General features: G+C 35.6%; 18 protein-coding genes. 5 read left to right on the top strand and 13 right to left on the bottom strand.

The features are described from left to right. Window positions 1-20: 20 nt before the first annotated feature. The gene (locus IJI93_RS05425) at window positions 21-356 is read left to right on the top strand and encodes a DUF2085 domain-containing protein (RefSeq protein WP_292821011.1); all 336 of its coding nucleotides are present in this window, start codon (window positions 21-23) and stop codon (window positions 354-356) included. 16 nt (window positions 357-372) lie between these two features. Here the strand turns inward: IJI93_RS05425 and argF are convergent, their stop codons facing one another. From argF to purD, 3 genes are all read right to left on the bottom strand, one after another. Further along, a complete protein-coding gene (gene argF / locus IJI93_RS05420) occupies window positions 373-1,284 on the bottom strand; it encodes an ornithine carbamoyltransferase (RefSeq protein WP_292821009.1) in 912 nt (303 codons plus the stop codon). A 49-nt stretch (window positions 1,285-1,333) separates the two neighbouring features. Then, complete coding sequence (locus IJI93_RS05415; protein WP_292821006.1) at window positions 1,334-2,110, bottom strand: TMEM175 family protein; 777 nt, start codon at window positions 2,108-2,110, stop codon at window positions 1,334-1,336. Between the two features lie 87 nt (window positions 2,111-2,197). Next, the gene (purD, locus tag IJI93_RS05410) at window positions 2,198-3,508 is read right to left on the bottom strand and encodes a phosphoribosylamine--glycine ligase (RefSeq protein ID WP_292821004.1); all 1,311 of its coding nucleotides are present in this window, start codon (window positions 3,506-3,508) and stop codon (window positions 2,198-2,200) included. 112 nt (window positions 3,509-3,620) lie between these two features. On the opposite strand from purD, the gene IJI93_RS05405 reads away from it, so the two are divergent. Genes IJI93_RS05405 through IJI93_RS05395 form a run of 3 tightly spaced genes read left to right on the top strand, consistent with a single transcriptional unit; the run spans window position 3,621 to window position 5,924 of the window. Continuing rightward, on the top strand, window positions 3,621-4,988 hold the full coding sequence (locus tag IJI93_RS05405; RefSeq protein ID WP_292821002.1) for an MATE family efflux transporter: 1,368 nt from the start codon (window positions 3,621-3,623) through the stop codon (window positions 4,986-4,988). Further along, entirely contained in the window at window positions 4,981-5,394 is a 414-nt protein-coding gene (locus tag IJI93_RS05400) for a MarR family winged helix-turn-helix transcriptional regulator (RefSeq protein ID WP_292821000.1), read from the top strand. The genes IJI93_RS05405 and IJI93_RS05400 overlap by 8 nt, the downstream gene beginning before the upstream one ends. Further along, entirely contained in the window at window positions 5,391-5,924 is a 534-nt protein-coding gene (locus IJI93_RS05395; protein ID WP_292820998.1) for a nitroreductase, read from the top strand. Before IJI93_RS05400 ends, IJI93_RS05395 begins: the two co-directional genes overlap by 4 nt. Before the next feature lie 34 nt (window positions 5,925-5,958). Here IJI93_RS05395 and argS read toward each other — a convergent pair whose 3' ends face one another. Genes argS through IJI93_RS05375 form a run of 4 tightly spaced genes read right to left on the bottom strand, consistent with a single transcriptional unit; the run spans window position 5,959 to window position 10,017 of the window. Beyond that, window positions 5,959-7,659, bottom strand: coding sequence for an arginine--tRNA ligase (argS, locus tag IJI93_RS05390; RefSeq protein WP_292820996.1), 1,701 nt, complete (start codon window positions 7,657-7,659; stop codon window positions 5,959-5,961). A 16-nt stretch (window positions 7,660-7,675) separates the two neighbouring features. Continuing rightward, window positions 7,676-8,098, bottom strand: coding sequence for a signal peptidase I (locus IJI93_RS05385; protein ID WP_292820994.1), 423 nt, complete (start codon window positions 8,096-8,098; stop codon window positions 7,676-7,678). 9 nt (window positions 8,099-8,107) lie between these two features. Next, window positions 8,108-9,379 carry a glutamate-1-semialdehyde 2,1-aminomutase gene (hemL, locus tag IJI93_RS05380; RefSeq protein WP_292820992.1) on the bottom strand — a complete coding sequence of 424 codons (1,272 nt, stop codon included), beginning with the start codon at window positions 9,377-9,379 and terminating at the stop codon, window positions 8,108-8,110. 8 nt (window positions 9,380-9,387) lie between these two features. Continuing rightward, a complete protein-coding gene (locus IJI93_RS05375) occupies window positions 9,388-10,017 on the bottom strand; it encodes a cobalt-precorrin-8 methylmutase (protein WP_292820990.1) in 630 nt (209 codons plus the stop codon). Between the two features lie 120 nt (window positions 10,018-10,137). Between IJI93_RS05375 and IJI93_RS05370 the strand changes: the two genes are divergently transcribed. Next, window positions 10,138-11,829 carry an ATP-grasp domain-containing protein gene (locus tag IJI93_RS05370; RefSeq protein WP_292820988.1) on the top strand — a complete coding sequence of 564 codons (1,692 nt, stop codon included), beginning with the start codon at window positions 10,138-10,140 and terminating at the stop codon, window positions 11,827-11,829. 9 nt (window positions 11,830-11,838) lie between these two features. Here IJI93_RS05370 and IJI93_RS05365 read toward each other — a convergent pair whose 3' ends face one another. The 6 genes from IJI93_RS05365 to IJI93_RS05340 all read right to left on the bottom strand — a co-directional run. Continuing rightward, window positions 11,839-13,041, bottom strand: a complete 1,203-nt coding sequence (locus IJI93_RS05365) for an aminoacetone oxidase family FAD-binding enzyme (protein WP_292820986.1) — start codon at window positions 13,039-13,041, stop codon at window positions 11,839-11,841. Window positions 13,042-13,067: 26 nt separating this feature from the next. Beyond that, window positions 13,068-14,387, bottom strand: a complete 1,320-nt coding sequence (gene aspS / locus IJI93_RS05360; protein ID WP_292820984.1) for an aspartate--tRNA(Asn) ligase — start codon at window positions 14,385-14,387, stop codon at window positions 13,068-13,070. A gap of 494 nt (window positions 14,388-14,881) precedes the next feature. Then, window positions 14,882-15,427: a DapH/DapD/GlmU-related protein gene (locus tag IJI93_RS05355; RefSeq protein WP_292820982.1), complete on the bottom strand. Its 546-nt coding sequence runs from the start codon at window positions 15,425-15,427 to the stop codon at window positions 14,882-14,884. 1 nt (window position 15,428) lies between these two features. After that, complete coding sequence (hisD, locus tag IJI93_RS05350; protein WP_292820980.1) at window positions 15,429-16,706, bottom strand: histidinol dehydrogenase; 1,278 nt, start codon at window positions 16,704-16,706, stop codon at window positions 15,429-15,431. Between the two features lie 5 nt (window positions 16,707-16,711). Continuing rightward, on the bottom strand, window positions 16,712-18,361 hold the full coding sequence (ilvD, locus tag IJI93_RS05345) for a dihydroxy-acid dehydratase (protein WP_292820978.1): 1,650 nt from the start codon (window positions 18,359-18,361) through the stop codon (window positions 16,712-16,714). 284 nt (window positions 18,362-18,645) lie between these two features. After that, window positions 18,646-21,178, bottom strand: a 2,533-nt coding sequence (locus IJI93_RS05340; protein ID WP_292820976.1) for a DUF11 domain-containing protein, incomplete at its 5' end; no start/stop codon positions are given.

The following is a 21,178-nucleotide window of genomic DNA, read 5'->3' as shown; positions in this document are numbered from 1 at the left end:
ATGTTTAAAAGTGAAGAAAAATGAATTATTTAAATTTAATTTGTCATAGAAAACCTGAAAGAAGCTTTTTCATTAAAGGACATCAATTTCCAGTCTGTGCAAGGTGTACTGGATTTTATACAGGGTTATTAATTTTTCTATTGTATACTTTTTTTTCTACAATAGAATATACATCCACCCTATTAATTCTTTCAATAATTCTTTTAATACCTGTTTCAATTGATGGATTTACACAATTTTTTGGTTTAAGGCAAAGCAATAATACATTACGCTTTATAACAGGTTTTATTGGTGGAATTGGTTTAATAATCTTTTTAAAAATAGTAATTAAGTGGTGCTTAACATTAATTTTTTAAAAAAAATGATTAAAGATTAATCATCTTTTAAATAATAATACAATACAGCCTTTTGAGCATGCATTCTGTTTTCGGCTTCATCATATATTACAGATTGCGGTCCGTCAATGACATCTGAAGTTACTTCCTGACCTCTAATTGCAGGCAGGCAATGCATAAAAATAGCTCCATCATTAGCTATACTCATTAAATCAGAATTTACTTGGAAAGGAGCCAAATCAATTTCTCTTTGTTTTGCTTCAGCTTCATCACCCATACTTACCCAGACGTCAGTATATACCACATCAACATTATCCAATGCAACATTAATATCATCACTAACAGTTATTTCAGTATTGTTTTCATTGGCATATTCTTGAGCAGTTTTTAAAATTTCTTCATTTGGTTCATAACCTTTAGGACATGCAACGGACATATCCATGCCTAAAAGAGGAGCAATTAATAAAAGGGAATTGCAAACATTGTTTCCATCACCGGCAAAGCAGATCTTTTTACCTTCCCAATTGCCTAAATGTTCTTTGATTGTTAACATATCTGCAAGCGCCTGGCAAGGGTGTTCTAAATTGGTCAATCCACTTATAACCGGGACATCTGAGTATTTAGCTAGTTCAATCACATCGTCATGTTCAATGGCGCGAATCATTATTCCGTCAACGAAACGGCTTAAAACTTTCGCAGTATCAGAAATAGGTTCACCTCTTCCCATCTGTAAATCATTGGAAGACAAGAAAATTGCTCTTCCACCTAACTGATACATTCCAACATCAAAAGAAACTCTGGTTCTTGTAGAAGACTTTTGAAAAATCATCGCTAATGTTTTACCTTCAAGAGGTTTATCTTCTACATCCCCTGCTTTAATTTTACTAGCCAAATCAAGAATATATTTTACATCCTCTTTAATATCACAAACAGATAATAAACTACCCATTTTAATTCCCCTTCCTATTATAAAAAAGAATATATGTAAAAGATATATATTAAATGTTTCTATACTGCACTATATCCCTGATTGTTGTTATAACAGGTACGAGTAAGAATAAATAAATGAAATTGCCCGAAACATTAAAGTCTAAGAGATTTACAATAACTGTGAATCCCATAATAATGATAAATGTATTAATTACATACCTCTTTTCCTTTTTAGACGGTTTTTTTTCAAGGAAGTTTTTACTATCCGCATAAAGGTAGACTAGCAAAAAGGTTAGTATTGTTAAAAAAATATTCACCCCAAATAAATTTTCAGCCAAAAAGAAATGGGAGTAATGTCCGATTAAGGAAGTTGTAAACGGAATGAATGAAATACAAATTAAGAAAAATATATTCAACCATAAATACGGCATATTCAAAGTTTTAATTTTTATGAATTCATGGTGATATATCCAGAAAGAACTAATAAACACAAAACTAACAATTGTCACTCCTACTGTAGGGAGTAACGTTGTAATAAATGATATGAAATCAGCGTAAGTGGCTATCTGTAATTCTGGAAGGGCAATACCGAAAACCAATAATGTCATTACCATTCCAAAAATACCATCCGTCAATCCCAACAATCTGCCGGGATCAATATCCAAATCCCTTTCCAAACCTTCTAAAAAACGTTCATAAAAGGTTAACTTTTTATCTAATTTTTTTAGCTCTTTTCTTTCTTTTCTAGTGTCTTTAAACTCATTGGTTTTATGCAACTCATCAGATAACTGATTAATTTTTTTGATATATTCATCATCGGAAGAATGCTCTTTTAAAACTTCCAATTTATTATGAATATCCTCTCTTAACTCTTCGACTTCTTCCGAACTGTATTTTTTAATTTAAATCACCTGAAAAGAAAAAAAAGAAATTTAATTTAAAATTTCCTTCATATGTTCCACACGTTTGTTAACAAGCTCAGTTGTACCTACATCCCTTCTGTGGTAAACATTACCTTTAACAAAATCACATGCCTTTTCAGCTATTTTTTCAGCTTCTTCTATGGATTCGCCACTGGCTACAATACCCAATGCCCTAGAACCGGACAAGTGAATTCCATCATCTTCCTGTGATACGGCAGCATAGAATACTTTAGCGCCCATATCTTCAATGGTTTCCTCATCGACTTCGATTAGTTCACCGGCATGTTCTGTTTCAGGATATCCGTCAGGTACAATATATTTGCATACACTGGCCTTGTCTTCAAATTCTGCCTTATCCAATGTTCCGTCAACAATAGCTTGACAGATATCAGCTAATGGAGTTTTTAAAAGCGGCAACACATTCATTGCTTCCGGATCACCGAATCTTGCATTGTATTCAATGAGTCTTGGTCCGTCTGCAGTCAACATGAATTGACCATATAAGATTCCTTTGTATGGTTCGGCCTCCTCAGCAATAGCTTTTAAAGTAGCTTGCATAATTTCTACGGCCTTATCATAATCATCCTGAGTCAAGAACGGTAATAATCCCCCAACATCAGAATATGATCCCATACCACCAGTTATTGCACCGACATCCCCTTCAAATGCGTGAGGATGGTCCTGTGCTGCAGGCATTGGGGCCAAGTGCTCTCCATCACAGAATGCCTGGATAGTGAATTCCTCACCAATCAATCTTTCTTCAATAATTACTTGAGCAAATCCACCCATTACATTATCGATGACTTCACAGGAGTATTCTTTAGCCTCTTCATTATCCTTTAAGTGGTCACCTACAATTTTAACCCCTTTACCGCCTGTTAAACCTACCGGCTTAACAACAACATCACGGTCAAACTCATCCAAGAATTTGGAAACGTCTTCAGAGTTATCAAACACTTTGTAGACAAGTGATCCTTCGATTTCATAGTCTTCAAATAGCTTTCTCATAAATGATTTGTCAGTTTCAATTCTAGCAGCGCTTTGGGTTGGTCCGACACATTTGATTCCATTCTTTTGAAGCTCATCCACAATTCCTTTTCCAAGTGGAGCTTCAGGACCAATGAATGCAATGTCTATATCATTTTCAACTGCATATTCAGCTACTTTTTCAACTTCCCCTTCATCACCTTGCTTGAACTCAGCAATTTTACTCATTCCAGGGTTTATTTTACTCATATAACAATATAATTCCACATCATCTTTAAGTGCATCAGCAATAGCATGTTCACGAGCACCAGTACCAACAACTAAAACTTTCATGATTGATTCTCCTATTAGTTAAAACTATATTCTTAAGAATATTTAACATTAACTTTAAATACTAACACTTGCATATACAAGAGTACAGTTGCATATGCAAGAGAGGTAAATTATGGAAAAAAATTCAAATATAGAAATGATTACAGGAGACCCAAAAACTGCTATTAACAAATTAGCACTCCCCATCATAGGAAGTATGTTCTTAATTTTTGCAAATAACATTATAGACAGTATTTGGGTTGCCGGACTTGGGGCAGAGCCATTGGCTGCACTCGGATACATCACACCATTATTCATGATTCTGGTAGGATTCGGGAACGGAATCGGAGCTGGTGGTAATTCACTTATTTCACGTTATATCGGTGCTGAAGATAGAAATTCTGCAAACAATGCAGCAATACACAACCTTATCTTAAGTTTTATTATTTCGATTATAATTTCAGTGATATTTCTTACATTCATGGAACCTATGCTCAATATGATGGGCGCAAGCAGTGTTATAAACTATGCAATGGACTACGGTTTTATCATTTTTGCATGGACATTTGCACTATTGATGCCTCCAATTGTAGGTGGAGCATTTAGATCAGAGGGAGACATAAAAAGAGCAACACTGCCGATAGCATTAGCCGCAATAATCAACATGGTTTTAGACCCAATTTTCATCTACACATTGAATTTAGGAATCAAAGGGGCAGCTTGGGCAACAGTTTTAGGACCGCTGATAAGCTTATTTTTAATGTTTTACTGGATATTTGTCAAAAAGGACACATACCTCTCATACAACTTTAAGGATTTCCACAACGATTTTGGAATGTATAAAGACATTCTGGTAGTCGGTATCCCTGCCAGTTTAGAACAGCTAGTACTCTCAGTTTTAACAATATTTATAAATTTCATGCTTACATTAGTATCCGGACCGGTAGCTGTAGCCGTTTATACTGCTGGTTGGAGAATAGTAAACATTGGAATGCTTCCGGCAATTGGTGTTGGAACAGCGGCAATATCAGTTGCAGGAGTGGCATACGGAGCACGCAAATATGAAAACCTTAGGGTTACAGCAAGGTATGCTGTTAAGATAGCTTTGATAGCTTCCATTATTGTGTGTATAATTTTGAATGTATTTGCCAATCAAATCGCATTTATTTTCTCATATTCAGAAAACAGCGCGCAATTAGAACCATTGATTGCTAGCTTCCTGCAGATAATGTGCTTATTTATATTATATGTTCCATTTGGAGCAAGCGCTGGAAATGTGTTCCAAGGGGTTGGAAAAGGAACAATATCCTTTGTTTTGACAACCTTCAGGGAATTCATTTTAGTCTTAATCTTTGCATACCTTTTAGGTTTCACATTCCATATGGGAGAATTCGGAATATACTGCGGAATGCTTCTGGGTGGTGGAATAGGTTCTTTAATATGTTATGCATGTATCGAATGGTATATCAGCAGATTGATAAGGAGTAATCAAAATGTTTGATGAAAATATTCCAACTGTTCCATTTATCTCTATACTCTACAGGGAACATGCAAAATACTTGAATGAAAAAGTTAAGGATGAAGATTTGAGTTTTGGACTTTATCCCTTGCTGATTAAAATATACAATAATGAAGGAATAATTCAAGAGCAACTAGCTCAAAACTTTCATTTAAATGAAAGTACAATAACAAGAAACCTTAAAAAGCTTGAAGATAAAGGATTTATTGAAAGAATTCCTGAAAAAAGAACTAAAAGAATTGAAATTACTGACAAAGGAGCAGAAACTGCTCAAAAGGTAATGGATTACGATGAGGAATGGGATAGCAAAATCAAGGAAATCATCGGTCCAAAAGAATATGATAATTTCAAAAATGCCCTTAGAAAAATTTCAGAGGAGTTAATATGAACCAGACAATACATGATTTAAAAACAAGAAGAAGCATTAGAAAATTCAAAAATGAACAGATTTCAGATGAAGATTTAAAAACAATTCTGGAAACCGGAACATATGCCCCAACAGGCAGAGGCGCGCAATCCCCAAAGATTGTTGTAATTCAGGATGAAGAAAAAATCAAAGAATTGTCTGCATGGAACAGAAGCTTTTTCCCAGTGCCTGTTCCTGAAGATATGGATCCATTCTATGGTGCTAAGACTCTTTTAATTGTATTGGCCGACAGTGAAATGCCTACTTGGGTGGAAGATGGCGCTAGTGTATTAGCGGTTTTAGTTAATGCGGCACATGCCGTCGGTGTTGGAAGCTGCTGGATTCACCGTGCAAGAGATGAATTTGCCTCCCCTGAAGGAAAAGCATTATTAAAAGAATGGGGAATACCAGAAAGATATGAAGGAATCGGCCATGTAGTTTTAGGCTATCCCGATATGGACGCGCCGGAACCATTGCCTAGAAAAGAAGACTACATCCATTTTGTGGATTAAAAAAAGAAATTAAAGATGAGTTAAACTTACTCATCTACATTTTTTCAGGTGCGCTAACACCTAAAATATCCAAAGCGTTTTTAATGGTTGTTTTAGCTCTATCAACTAAAATAAGTCTTGTATCTTCAACATCAGAACCAATAACCTGTTCTGATTTGTAGAACTTATTGAATGAACTGGCTAAATCCTGTGAGTATTGTGTAATATTGTGAACTCTCTTTTTATTGGCACAATCTTCAACAACCTGTGGGAATTTAGCAATTTGTCTTACCAAATCCTGTTCAGCTTCATCGGGAACCCAATCATCACTGACAGTTAATGAGCTAATGTCCTTGCCTGATTTGGCAAGCAATTTACATGCTCTTGCATGTGCATATTGGATTGAAGCGCAGCCTCTCTCAAAGCTCAATGCCTCATCCCATTTGAATGTCAAGTGTTTTTCAGGTGATAACTTAGCAATGAAGAATCTTACAGCCCCTATACCTATTTCTTCAGCCATTGGAGCAATTTCCTCTTCAGATAAATCAGGATTTCTTGATTTTATTTCATCATGTGCCCTCAATACTGCTTCATCAATCAATTCATCGACAGATACGAATTTACCCCTTCTTGTAGACATTGACCCTTCAGGAAGAGTGATGAATTCATAAAATATTACTTCAGGAGCTTTTTGCCTTAATATTTCTTCAAAAATAACCTTGATCTGTTTGGCTGCCAATTTATGGTCTGAACCTAAAATGTCAAGTACAGTATCTCCCAAAGTGGCTTTGTACTTGTGATAGGCCAAATCCCTTGTTGAATAAAGTGAAGTTCCATTTGACCTTCTTAAAACAAACTCTTTTTCAATGTTAAAGTCTGTTAAATCGATGTATAACACTTCATCTTCACGGGTAAATCCTTCCCTTTGGATGTAGTGAACTAAATCGTCAACATCGCCATTTCTTACAAATTGGCCTTCCCATACAAAGTCATCATGTTTAATGTTAATTCTTTGAAGAGATTCCTTCATTCCAGAAATACATTTTGAAACGACATCTTCAAAGACTTTATTTAGTTCCTCATCAGAGCCTTCCTCATACTTTTGAATCAATTCATCGACTTTGGCATTCAATGCCTCATCCTCTTCAACTGCCTTATTCGCATCAAAGTATAATTTTCCAATCTTGTGGTCTATCTTGTCTCCTTCATAATCGTCGATGTTCAAGCCGCATTCGGTTATACCGCATACGATAATAGCTATCTGTCTTCCCATATCATTAACATAATATTGGGTAACTACATCTCTACCAGCTAATTTCAACAATCTTGCAAGAGAATCTCCAAAAATTGAGTTTCTGATGTGTCCGATATGAAGCGGCCCATTAGGGTTTGCGGAAGTATGTTCCAAAACAATCTTTTCACCGTATTGTGGAAGCTGACCGTAATTGTCATCCACCTTATCTAAAAGCAATTTTGAAAATTTGGAATAATCAATGAAGAAATTAACGTAAGGTCCGAAGTTTTGAACTTTGGAAAAAATTTCCGGAACTTCTATTTTTTCAACCAAATCTGCTGCAACTTCCGGAGGAGAAGTTCTTAATTTTTTAGTTAAAGAAAATGCAATAGTACTGGCCAGGTCTCCTAAATCTGGATTTGGTGGAAACTCTAACTTAAAATTCCTATCTACTTCTACATCATATTGATCTAATGCCTTGTTAATAGCTTCAATAGCCTGTTTTTCAATCTCAAAATACATTAACTCACCTTAATAATTATAAACCTCTTAACCAAAGGGAAAGATAACCGATTTTTGGAATTACAACTAAATTATCCCCAAATGTTACAACTTTTGATTGGATTTGGTCTCGTGTAACAAAGTATGGGTCCGAAGCATTATTATTATCTCCCTTAATTTCATAAACTACAGTTCCGTTAATTTGTGCAATATTTATCACTCTATGAATTACTGGTTGATTAAACCATTTTGCATCATAAACAACAACATCGCCTTTTTGGATATCGTTTACATCAAATTCATGAATTCCGAGGAAATCGGCTTTTTCAACTAAAACAATATCTCCTCTGTAAAATGCAGGTTCCATACTTCCTGAAACAACTACATTCAAATGCTGTGCAGCAATTAAAACAATTACTAGAATAACTGCATATGTTGCTATCTCTTTCCAATCTGTCACGAAAACACCTTATTTATTTTTTTTAAAAGCGACCTCTAAAGCGATTTCAATAGCTTCAACAGTATTTTGAATATCTTCCATAGTGTGTGCTTTTGAAATAAAATTACATTCAAACTGACTTGGAGGTATGAAAACGCCTTCTTTCAATAATGCTCTAAAGTATCTTAAAAACCTGTCAGAATCACTGGCTTTGGCATCAGTGTAATTATAAACTTCTGCAGGATTGAAATATATCTGAAACATTGACGCGATTCCCACAGGTTGAATATTGTATTGTTCCTCATCAATGATGGATGCTATATTGCTTCTTAAAAAATCGCCTTTATTTTTTAAATTCTTATAAAATGCATCATCTAGTTGAGTTAAAGTGGAAATTCCTGCTTGAACTGATATCGGATTTCCTGAAAAAGTACCTGCCTGATAAACCGGGCCACTAGGTGCAATTAACTCCATTATTTCTCTTTTTCCACAGAAAGCACCCATTGGAAGACCTCCACCAACAATCTTACCAAGTGTTGTCAAGTCAGGAGTTACCCCATAATATTCCTGAGCCCCACCGCGGGAAGCTCTAAAACCGGTGATGACCTCATCAAAAATAAGAACAATTCCATTTTCTTCGGTAATTTTTCTTACAAATTCCAAAAATCCCGGTTTAGGTTCAATGCATCCAACATTGCCCATAACAACTTCCATTATAAGACAGGCAATGTTTTCTCCTTCCTTTTCAATTAACTCTGTTAATGCTTCTTCATCATTAAATGGGACAGACAAAGTATTTTTAGTGGTATCAACTGGAATTCCCGCAGAATCAGGTAAACATGCGGCTCCAGAACCGCCTTTAACCAATACATAGTCATGAGCACCGTGATAAGCTCCTTCAAATTTAATAATCTTATCTCTACCTGTGAATCCACGAGCTACACGTATAGCGCTCATGGTAGCTTCAGTTCCACTATTTGCAAATCTTACCATTTCAGCAGAAGGAATCCTATCAACAACTTCTTTAGCAAGTTTGATTTCATTTTCGGTTGGAGCCCCATAAGCGCTTCCAACAGCTAGCTGAGCGGACACTTCCCTTACAACTTTTGGGTCTGCATGACCTAAAATCAAAGGTCCATATGCAAGACAATAATCAATATATGAATTTTTATCAACATCGACTATTTTACATCCTCCCGCCCTTTCAACGAAAAATGGATAAGGTTTAAAAGCACGAACAGGAGAGTTTACTCCACCAGGAAAATAATTTTTAGATTCATTGAACAATTCTTCTGAATACATTTAATCACCTATAAATGTTGAATTAATGAATTTACACAAGCTACGGCAATAGGTGTTCCTCCTTTAGGACCTTCCACAATAATATTTGGAATATCGGAATTCCTTAAAGCCTCTTTTGAATCTGCAGCGCCTACAAAACCTACAGGAACTCCTACAATAGCTTTAAGATTCATCTCACCTTTTTGGTATAAATCCATAGCTTCAAAAACAGCTGTTGGAGCATTACCGCTTACAACTATTCCTTCAAACCCGTTTTGAGCAGCATAACGCATAGCTGCAGCAGCCCTTGTAATTTGATGCTCTTTAGCTATTTTTTTAACCTCTTCATTCTTGATATAACATTCAACTTCTCCATCATAGCTAGTGATACCATATTTAACCATATTGATATCGGTTAAAATAGTTTCTTTATTTCTAAGAGAAGCCATAGCCACATCTACAAAGTCTGAACTCATATGTACAAGTTTTGCATACTCGGGATCTGCTGTTGAGTGAACAATCCTTTCTACAATATCCCTTTCAGCAGGATTTAAATCTTTGACATCATCACCAATAAGGCCACGAATAATTTCTCTACTTTTATTAGCAATATCCAAACCTTGTTTAGTTGATGCGCCCATGAACATTTTGTCTGTCATAATATAATTATATGTTAAAAAATGTTTTAAATATTTTATTAAAAATCAAATTATTTCAGACTTTCAAGAGAAAAAAATTTTAATAAAAAAACATATAATAGTTATTCGGAAGGCGATTTTATGAGAAATATTGTTATAGTAGACCCAGTATCAACCGGATATAACTATGTGCAGGATGTAATAAGCCGTGGCTATAATCCCATTGTACTCCAGTCAACAATTGACGAATCAACTGAGGAAGGGAAGGAATTTAAAAAAATGGTGGAAGAAGAAATCGAATCGATTGAACACGATTTTGAATGGATTCACGAAGAGGACACATATGAAAAAACTCTTGAAATCATTAAAGGCTACGAACCTCTTTTAGTTATTCCAGGCACAGAACAGGGCGTTATTCTTGCAACAAAATTGGCGAATGATTTAGATTTATTGTGCAATCCTATAGAAAACCTTGATGCAATGACACTAAAGCATGAAATGCACAATAGATTAGCCAAGCATAACCTCAGACATATAAGGGGGCAAGTAATAACCTCCGTGGAAGAAGCTGTGAAATTCTATGATGAAGAAAATCTCAATGAAGTTGTCGTGAAGCCCATCTACAGTGCCGGTTCAGCAGGCGTGCGCATATGTTTAAATAAAGAGGAAATGATTAATTCAATAAAAGAATTATCAACAAAAACCAATCTGTATGGAAACAGACTTTCAGAACTATTAGTCCAGGAGCGCATTAACGGTGAGGAATATTTTGTAAATACCGTATCATGTGACGGAAATCATCGCGTGACTTTGATTTGGAAATACCGCAAAGTAAAAACAGCAGAGGGAGGAATGATTTACGACACCATAGAAACCGTGAATGAGTTAAATCTTGGTGAAGCAGAAATGGTGGAATATGCATACAAGGTAGCTGATGCAATAGGAATAAGATACGGTCCTGTGCATGGGGAATACATGATAGATGATGACGGTCCTGTATTAATAGAAGTCAACTGCCGTCCGAGCGGATGTCATATGGATGCAGATTATCTTGACAGAATTTCAGGCCAACACGAAACAGACAGTGTCCTGGACTCATATTTAAAACCTGAACGCTTCCATGAAGAGAAGAAAAAGAGATATAGGTTATATGCACATGGTGCTCTTAAATTATTAATAACTCCAAAGAATTTGCTGGCCGATTCCGCACCGTTGAGAAACATAAGCATCAAATTAAAAAGCCATTATAAAACAGCTTTAGATGATACATTCGATACAAAGGAATTCATCAAAACTGAAGATCTGGAGTCTAGCTCCGGAATCATTTATCTGGTAAATGAAGATTATTTTGAATTAACCAAAGACATTGAATTTTTACGTAAAGTTGAAAAAATGGCATTTGATTTGGTTTTAAGTGAAAAAAGTATAGATAAAATAGAAATAGATGAAACTGAATGCATAAGCGAAACAAAATCATTAATGTCTAAAATTGAAAACTATGGAACTACACTTCTTGTAACAGATCAGAAACTAGACGATGCTCATGTACAAGTCAATTTAGGTGAACTTGAGGGCATTCAAGGAAAATATGATTGTGTTGTAGTCAATTTAAACAAGAGCCTTGTTGAAATAAAAGAGGATGAGATTGCAAGAATATTTTTAGAAGTCTTCACTAAAGTCAAGGTTGGAGGATTAATATTCATACCTGAATCCACCTATCAAAACATTAAAAGTAAAAGAAGAGGAATGGAAGCACTGCTTAAAACACTGAATCTGAGATTAGAATTGCCCCCTCAAGGTGTGGACGGCATAATAATCGCATCAAAAACATGAAAATATAATTTAATCCTTGCTTGCGGATAGTCCTGCCAGATATCCTGTTGAAAAAGCAATCTTTAAATTATAACCGCCGGTCGGTCCGTGGAGGTTTAATATCTCTCCAGCGAAATACAGGTTCGGAATTAAAGTGGATTCCATTGTTTTGGGGTTGATATTTTTCAAATCCACACCTCCGACTGTCACTTTAGACAATTCATTATTGAAACCTGTTATTTCAAAATTAAAGCTTTTCAAATTTTCAATCAATCTGTTTTTACTTTTCTTATCGATTCTTGAAAGCTGAGTTTCACCATCCAAAGCAATTTCATCCAAAAAGAAATCGATGAACCTATTTGTCAAAAAAAGTTTCAAATAATTTTTTATCATTGTTTTTCCCTTATTTTGAAAATCTGTAGTGAACTTCTCTTTCAGGTCTTCCCTATTAAAATCAGGACATAAGTCAATAGCTATCCTTTCACTCAGTTCAACATTTTCATCTTCAAGAACATTATAGATTACATCTTTTGAAATCTCATTGCTGAGGTTTATGATTCCGGGACCGGTCAGGCCAACATGGGAAATCAGAACATTTCCTTTTATTTTAATCTTATTATAACTTATAATAACATCATATAATGTTACACCGGCAATATCAGACAGGTCTTTTTTGGTAATTAATGGAACCAGACCGTATTTAATGTCAGTTATCGGCTGGGAAGTTAAAAAATAGTTATCCGGGCTGCATCCGGTTTGCGGGTAAGTTATACCACCAGTAGCCATTATGACTTTGCTTGCCTTAATTTCATCATTTATCACAAAATTATCTACAATAGATTTTACTTGACAATTATACCTTATAGTTACATCATCAAGATAATCCTTTAAAATGTTTAAGATATCCGAAGATCTTTCCGTTTCGGGAAAAATTCTATTGTCATCCTCTTCAATGAAAGTTAGGCCTTTATCTTCAAATAGCGACAGTAATTTTTCATTGGTTAATGTATAAAAAGAGTGTTTTAAAAAATTTTTATCATCAAAAGAATTCAATAGCTTTTTTATTGGTTTGTTGTTGGTTATATTGCATCTTCCACCGCCGGTAAGCAATAGCTTATTTCCCAACGATGAATTTTTCTCAAGCAATATGACTTTAGAAGTCTTGCCGGCAGCTATTGCAGCCATCATCCCAGCAGGACCTCCACCAATAACAGCTATATCATATTCTTTCATATTATCTTAAAAAAAAATAAAAGAAATTAAGGGGTTAATCTGTGTCTGTCCCTTGGGAAGAGTACACATTCACGGATGTTTTCAGCACCGGTAAGTACCATAGTCAACCTATCAGCACCCAGACCCCAACCTGCGTGAGGAGGCATACCATATTCAAATGCCTTAAGATAGCTTCCAAATCCAGCAGGGTTTAATCCTCTTTCTTCGATTTGTTTTACCAAAAGATCATATTGGTGTACACGGGTAGCACCTGAAGATAACTCTAAATTGTTATACATTAAATCAAATGCATGAGAGTATTGCTCTTCACCATCAACAGGCATTACATAGAACGGTTTGATAGCTGACGGCCATCTGGTTAAGAAATAGAATCCTCCCATGGTGTCGCCTAACGCCTTTTCAGCTTCACGGGACAAGTCTTCTCCCCATTCCATTTCAACATCTTTGGAGTTTACGATGTCTACCGCTTCATCATAGGTTACAACCGGGAAATCACCGGCTGGAACTTCCAATTCATGACCTAATATTTCCAATTCGTCTGCACAGTTTTCGTTGATATCCTTTAAAACATTGATGAGCATGTCATTTAATATTTTCATTACCTCTTCATCATCTGCAAATGAAACTTCAGCATCAATGGAAACGGCTTCATTCAAGTGTCTTAAGGTATCATGCTCTTCTGCTCTGAAGATTTGACCAATTTCAAATACCTTATCCATACCTGCTCCCATCATCATTTGCTTATACAGTTGAGGGGATTGACCTAGAAATGCTTCCTTTTCAAAGTAAGTGATCGGGAATAATTCTGTTCCTCCTTCGGTAGCTGATGCTACGAGTTTAGGAGTGTTGATTTCATAAAATCCATTATCATAGAAGAAATCTCTTATAGTATGGAACATTTGTCCTTTGATTTTGAAAATTGCAGAAACGTTTTCTTTTCTGATGTCCAAGAATCTTGAATCTAATCTGGTGTCAATTCCTGCTTTAACTTTTTCAGTTGGATCCATCGGTAAAGGCTGGTTAGCCAAGTTTAATACTTTAACTTCTTTAGGTAAAATTTCAACGCCGTTAGGAGCTTTTGGAGCTTCTTGCGCTAGACCTTTAATTGCTACAACAGATTCCTTTCTAAATTCTCTTAATTGTTCTAATATTTCTTCGCCTACTTTTTTACTTGGAGCTGTGATTTGAACTCTGCCTGTTACATCACGGATGATAACGAACATTATTCCACCGAAATCACGGATTTCGTGAACCCATCCCATGATGGTAACATCACTGCCTGCTATTTCAGGAGTGCATTGATTAGCATAATTAGTTCTTCTCCAATCATTTAATAAACCTTGCAAATTATTCACCTCGGTTATAAAAATAAAAATAATAATGATAAATTTTCATTATAGTTTTAGTTTAGTTTTAATCTTTAATAAAAGTATGTAAATTCTAATTGTTTCAGAGTTAAAAATTTATTTTAATATAAAAAAATGATTTATAACAGTTAAATTGACTTTAAAAATAACTAACCAACTTAAATATTAAAAAAACGATAATTTACTCTATGATTAAAATTAAACAAATTATTAATGTTTTAATAAACTTTTTAAGTATAAATAAAAAAATAAAATTAACAAAAAGAGAGTATAGACAATGATAAACAATAAAAAACCATCAAATTTTGTGTATTTACAAAGAGATAAAATTGAAAAATACCCCGATTCTGATGAAAAACTAAAACAAATACTAATTAAATTAAACAATCCAAAATTAAAAACCTGGGAAGATATCCTCACTTATCAAAACAAAAAAATTAGAAATTAAATAAAAAATATAAAAAAAGATAAATTTAATCTTCAAACTTATCCTTATCCAAGGTTTTTACAACCTTTGCAGGAATTCCAACTGCAACCTCATAGTCACCTACATCCTTAGTTACAATGGCCCCTGCGCCAACAATTGAATATTTACCGAGGGTAACACCTGGAAGAATTGAAGCGCCCGCACCAATCCAGGCCCCCTTTTTAATATGAATTGGTTTACAGGTTAAAACCTGCCTGTCATATTCATCATGATTATTGGAAAGCAGCTGGACATTGGCGGCAAGCATTACATCATCTTCGATTGTAATTCCGCCACGAGCCATCAAAAGAGAATTAGAATTGATAAAAACGTTGCTGCCAATTTTGATTCTATCAAATGCTGCTCCTGCAATAGGCGCCATGACCTGACTGTTTTCGCCCAAATTTTCACCAAATAACTCTTTTAATAAAGCATTATACTCTTCTGTATTTGGCATTGTATGATTAAGCTTGAAAACTATCTCTGCCATCTTCAAAGCATCAGTCATTTCCTCTTCAGTGATTTCTCTCATGTCAACCCGCTCAAAATCCATTCTAATCATCCCTTAATCTTGTTTTGAAAGAATTTGCATGTGCAAAGAATCCTTCATATTCAGCAATAGGAACTGAAGTTTTTGAAAGCTCATTAAGACCGTCTTTTGATAATCTCTGAACAGTAGGCTTTTTGATGAATGCTTCAGTGGACAATCCTGAATACATCTTTGCTCCACCGCCTGTAGGCAGAACATGATTGGTTCCAGATCCGTAATCGCCTGCAGCAACCGGTGAGTATGCACCTAAAAATATTGAACCCGCATTATTAATGTGTGATAATGTTTCATCATCATCTTTAGTGGATATGATTAAATGCTCTGGAGCATATTCATTTGTAACATGAATCGCTTCTTTTAAAGTGTCAGTGATAATGATTTTTCCACTTTTTGATAATGATTCCTCTATAATCTCTCGCCTTGGAGCCTCTTCAGTCAATTTAGCAACAAATTCATTGGTTTTATTGGCCAAATCTTTTGAATCAGTTACCAAAAAGCATGATGCATTAGGATCATGCTCCGCCTGAGCTAAAATATCAGTTGCTAAAAATTCTGGATTTGCAGTTTCATCGGCCAATATTAAAACTTCAGAAGGGCCTGCAGGAAACTCAATGTCTACTTGACCATAGACCAATTTCTTTGCAGCTGTAACGAAAATGTTTCCAGGACCAACAATTTTCTCTACACGAGGTATTGATTCTGTCCCATATGCAAGTCCTGCAATTGCCTGTGCACCACCGACTTTATAGATTTCGTCAGCTCCTGCAATATCGGCCGCTACCAAGATAGCATCCAAAATTTTACCATCCTTTTGAGGAGGTGTTACACAGACTACCTTTTTAACACCTGCAATTTTAGCCGGGATTACAGTCATTAGAATTGATGAAGGATAAGCCGCTCTTCCTCCAGGTATATAACAGCCGGCAGAATTGATAGGCCTTACAATCTGTCCTGCAACAACTCCAGGATTCACTTCTATTTCCCATTCTGATGGAATTTGCATCTTATGAAATTTCTCAATGTTTGATGCAGCTTGCTTTAAAGCAACAAGCAAGGAATCATCCAATGTCTCATAAGCCTCATCGATTTCATCTTTGGATACTTTCAAATTTTCTATTGTAACCTGATCAAATTTTTCTGTATATTCACGAATTGCCTTATCCTTATTGTTTTTAACGTTATCTAAAATATCGGATACAATGTCCAGAACCTTGTTTACATCCTCTTCTGATCTCTTAATGGTTTGGGCCAGGTCAATTTCAGAATAATTTAAAATTTCCATTTTAACTACCTCATAATGGCTCCGGTATCGGCAGAATGAACCAACTTTTGATATATGGCAAGCCATCCATCCACATCACTTTCAGGATGCTTTACATCCTTTAATCTTTGTGCTATTTCTTCATCGCTTAATTCCACATGGATTAATCTGTTGTTAATGTCAATTTCAATTATATCGCCATTCTGAATAGCCGCAATCGGTCCGTCTTCCCTTGCTTCTGGAGATACGTGTCCGATACAAGGACCCCTTGTTCCACCGGAGAACCTTCCATCAGTTATTAATCCTACATCCTTGATGTTCATTCCTGCAAGGGCTGAAGTAGGATTCAGCATTTCTCTCATTCCAGGACCTCCTTTAGGACCCTCATACCTGATTACAACGATGTCTCCTTCTTCAATCTCATGGTTAAATATTGCTTTTGTAACATCCTCTTCAGAATTATAAACTTTAGCAGGACCTTTAAGATGCATCAAGTGATCTGCAACAGCACCTTTTTTAACTACACTGCCATTAGGTGCCAAATTACCTTTCAATATGGCAATTCCGCCATCTTCATGTACAGGATTGTCCAATGTATGAATAACATCAGTGTTTTTGTTTTCAAAGTTTTCAAGGTTCTCTTCAATGGTTTTTCCGGTAACTGTCAACTGTTTTGTATCGATTTTATCTCCCAATGTCTTCAATACCGCCTGAATACCGCCCGCCAAATGCAAATCCATCATTGAATCTTCACCTGCAGGGGAGATTAATGCAATGTGAGGAACATTTCTTGAAATTTCATCGAATAACTCCAAATCAACCTTTATTCCTTCAACCTCACTGGCAATGGCAGGAATATGAAGCGCGGTATTGGATGAACCTCCTAACGCCATGTCAACAGCTATTGCATTGTTGAAGGCTTCCTGAGTTAAGATATCTGACGGTTTGATATCATCTTCAACAAGGCTTACAATTTGCTTTCCTGATTCGAATGCAATATTGTTGTTTTCTTCAGTTCTTGCATGAGTAGTTGCACATGTTGGAAGTGACAATCCGAATGTTTCAGTAATGCATGCCATTGTATTTGCTGTAAACAATCCTGAACAGCTCCCCGCTCCAGGACAGGCACATCTTTCAAGTTCATTGACTTCCTCTTCAGTCATTTTGCCGGCTGAATAAGCACCGACCGCTTCAAAAACTGTAATCAAATCGGCAGGTTTTCCTTTATATTCGCCTGATTGCATTGGCCCGCCGGTGACTACAATGGATGGGACATTCACCCTTGCCGCACCCATAATCATTCCAGGAACCACCTTATCACAGCTTGGAATTAAAACCAATCCATCGAATGCATGTCCCTTTGTCATGCTTTCAACGGTTGCGGCAATAATTTCTCTTGAAGGAAGGGAATATTTCATTCCTTCGTGGTTCATGCTGATACCATCACAAACCGCCATGGTATCAAATTCAAATGGTATTCCACCAGCAGCAATAATTCCTTCCTTTACAAACTCAACAAGCTCTTTTAAATGGATATGGCCGGGCACAATGTCTGTGAAACTGTTTGCAATTCCAATGAATGGTTTTTTAAAGTCTTCATCATCAAGACCACAAGCCCTTAAAAGAGACCTGTGAGGAGCTCTTTGAATTCCTTTTTTAACATTATCACTTTTCATTTAATCACACAATTTAATCGAATCATTATTATATATTTCATTAATAACTTTTATAATATTTGAAATTTGTTGAAAATGATAAAATTCAGTGAGTGCATTAGATTGCCCGATTGATTTTAGAAAAAGCAGGTTATAAAATTGATTTATTGAAAAATTGCTTTAATAAAAATAATATATTAATAAAAATTTAATAAAATAATCAGCCGAAATTTTAATTAAATTGAAGTAAAAAATTGAGCAAAAAAATAAAAAAATATGGGAAAAATTAATTTCCCATAACGTGTTTAAATTCTTCTTCTAATGTCGATACAAACAATTGCGAACAATGCTAAAAGCATCATTGCAAACGGATTACCTGTAGCATACATTGCTGTAGGTTCTTGAACATCTGCAGGAGGTTCATCTTGAGTATCATTTGTCTCAACGATTATGTCAGTAGTGTCATTGTTGTTAGAATAACTGCTTTCACCTGAATCACATTCGGTGTATACATCTACAACAAGTTTGCCGCTTACTAATGTTTGGGTGTAAAGTAAAAGGGTTACTTCATCGCCAATATTTAAATCTCCCATGTCCCAAATTGCATTATCTGAATCATAAGTTCCATTTAATGGTTCAAAACCTAAAAGCTTTAATCCTGATGGCAATTTAATAAATGCACGACTGTTAAGTGCGGAATCAGGTCCCCGATTAGCCACAGTTACAGTGAATGTAACTTTATCTCCAACACTCATTTTGCGAACGTTTGGTTCTACAGTAATGAGCAAATCAGCTATAGGAGAAACGGTAGTTGAATTATTGCATTTATTGTTAGTTTCGTTAGGATCATATGTATCAGAAGTAATATTTGCTATGTTTTGTATTGTAGCATTAGTAGTATTGACCAAGGTTACAATATTTAAAGTTGCAGATTGTCCGCAAGCAAGATCTCCCACTTTCCAAATGCCGGAATCAGGATCATAAGCTCCTTTTGAATCATCTGAAATATAAACTAACCCATTAACTAGTTTATCGATAACAACTGTATTTACAGCAGTATCACCACCATTGTTAGTAACAATAATGGTCCAAGTGATTTTGTCGCCCCTACGGGTAGCATTATCAGAAACTAATTTAATAATCTCTAAATCTGCCTCAGGGTCGACAGGTAGGGAACTATTATCTTGATTATTCTCTTCTTTTGGATCGTAGGTATCTGAAGAGACAACCACATCATTAACGATTGTAACGTTTGAAGCGTTCACTAAGCTTACAATATTCAATTGTGCGGATGCGCCAATGGAGAGATTGCCCATTTTCCAAATACCTGTTTCAGGGTCATATGCTCCGTTAGAGTCATCAGAAACATAAATCAGACCAGCAGGTAAAACGTCACTTGCAATTGCATTTACAGCGTCATCAGGCCCATTGTTGACAACTGTAATTGTCCAAGTAACAGTATCTCCATTGTGACAAATTCCATCACAATCATTTGTTTTAATTACTTCCAAATCGGCTTCAGGAGGAACAACAACAGTATCATTGTTCTTATTGTTAGCCATATTCGGATCATAAGTATCAGAAGTCACATTAACAGGATTGGTAATATTGACATCAGTAGCATTAACAACAGTACTAATGACTAAACCTAAAGCAACACCACTTTCAATTCTATCAATAGACCAAACATTACCATCAAATGTACCCTCATCAACATTTACAACACTAACATCAACCAACTCACCAGGCAACACATCAGTGACAACCACATTCTCAGCAGCATCAGGACCATTATTATAAACAATAATCAGCCAGGTCACAGCATCACCTTTATGAGCAGTTCTATTTAAAGCAATTTTAACAACACCAACATCAGCTTCAGGAGGAACAATAACAACATCAGAATCATTGTTATTCCTCAATTCAGGATCAAAAGTCTCACTGGAAACATTAACCGCATTAATAACAGACATATTAGTAGTATTAACAATAGTTCTGATAACCAAAATACCGGCTTGATCAACAGCCATATTGCCAATAGTCCAAATCCTACCGTCAGCAGACAAATTGCCAACAGTAATTCTTACAGTGTCATTGTAAATCAATTCAGCAGGTAAAAGATCCTCAAGAACTACATTAACAGCAGCATCAGGACCATAATTCCTAACCATAATAAACCAGTCCACAATTTCACCATTATGAGCAGTTAAATTAAGTACACCTTTAATAACCTCTAAATCAGCCTCAGGAGGGATAACAACAGTATCATTATCCACATTATTAGTCAAATCAGGATCATAAGTATCAGAAGTAACATTAGCAACATTAGTAATATTGACATCAGACTTAGCAACAGTAGTGTTAATAACTAACATTAAACTACCGCGATTTTCAATCCTATCAATAGACCAAACATTACCGTCAAATGTACCATTATCAATACTTACAACAACAACATCAACTAACTCTGAAGGAACAACATCAGTGACTGTGACATTCTCAGCAGCATCAGGACCCATATTAATAACAATAATAGCCCATTCAACTAGATCACCAACATGAGCCTCAGTCACATTAGCAACCTTAAGAACAGTCAAGTCAGCCTCAGGAGGAACCTCAACAGTACTATTATCCTCATTATTAGTCAAATCAGGGTCATAAGTATCAGAAGTCACATTAGCAACATTAGTAATATTGACATTTGAAGCATTGACAGTAGTATTAATAATTAAATATGACATGTCTCCACTTTCGATTATATCAATAGACCAAACATTGCCGTCAAGTGTACCATTAGATACTTTTACAACAGTGACATCAACTAACTCACTAGGCCAT

The sequence above is a fragment of the Methanobrevibacter sp. genome (assembly GCF_017431965.1).
Classification (GTDB): Archaea; Methanobacteriota; Methanobacteria; order Methanobacteriales; family Methanobacteriaceae; genus Methanocatella.
This window is presented reverse-complemented; position numbering and strand designations above follow the sequence as displayed.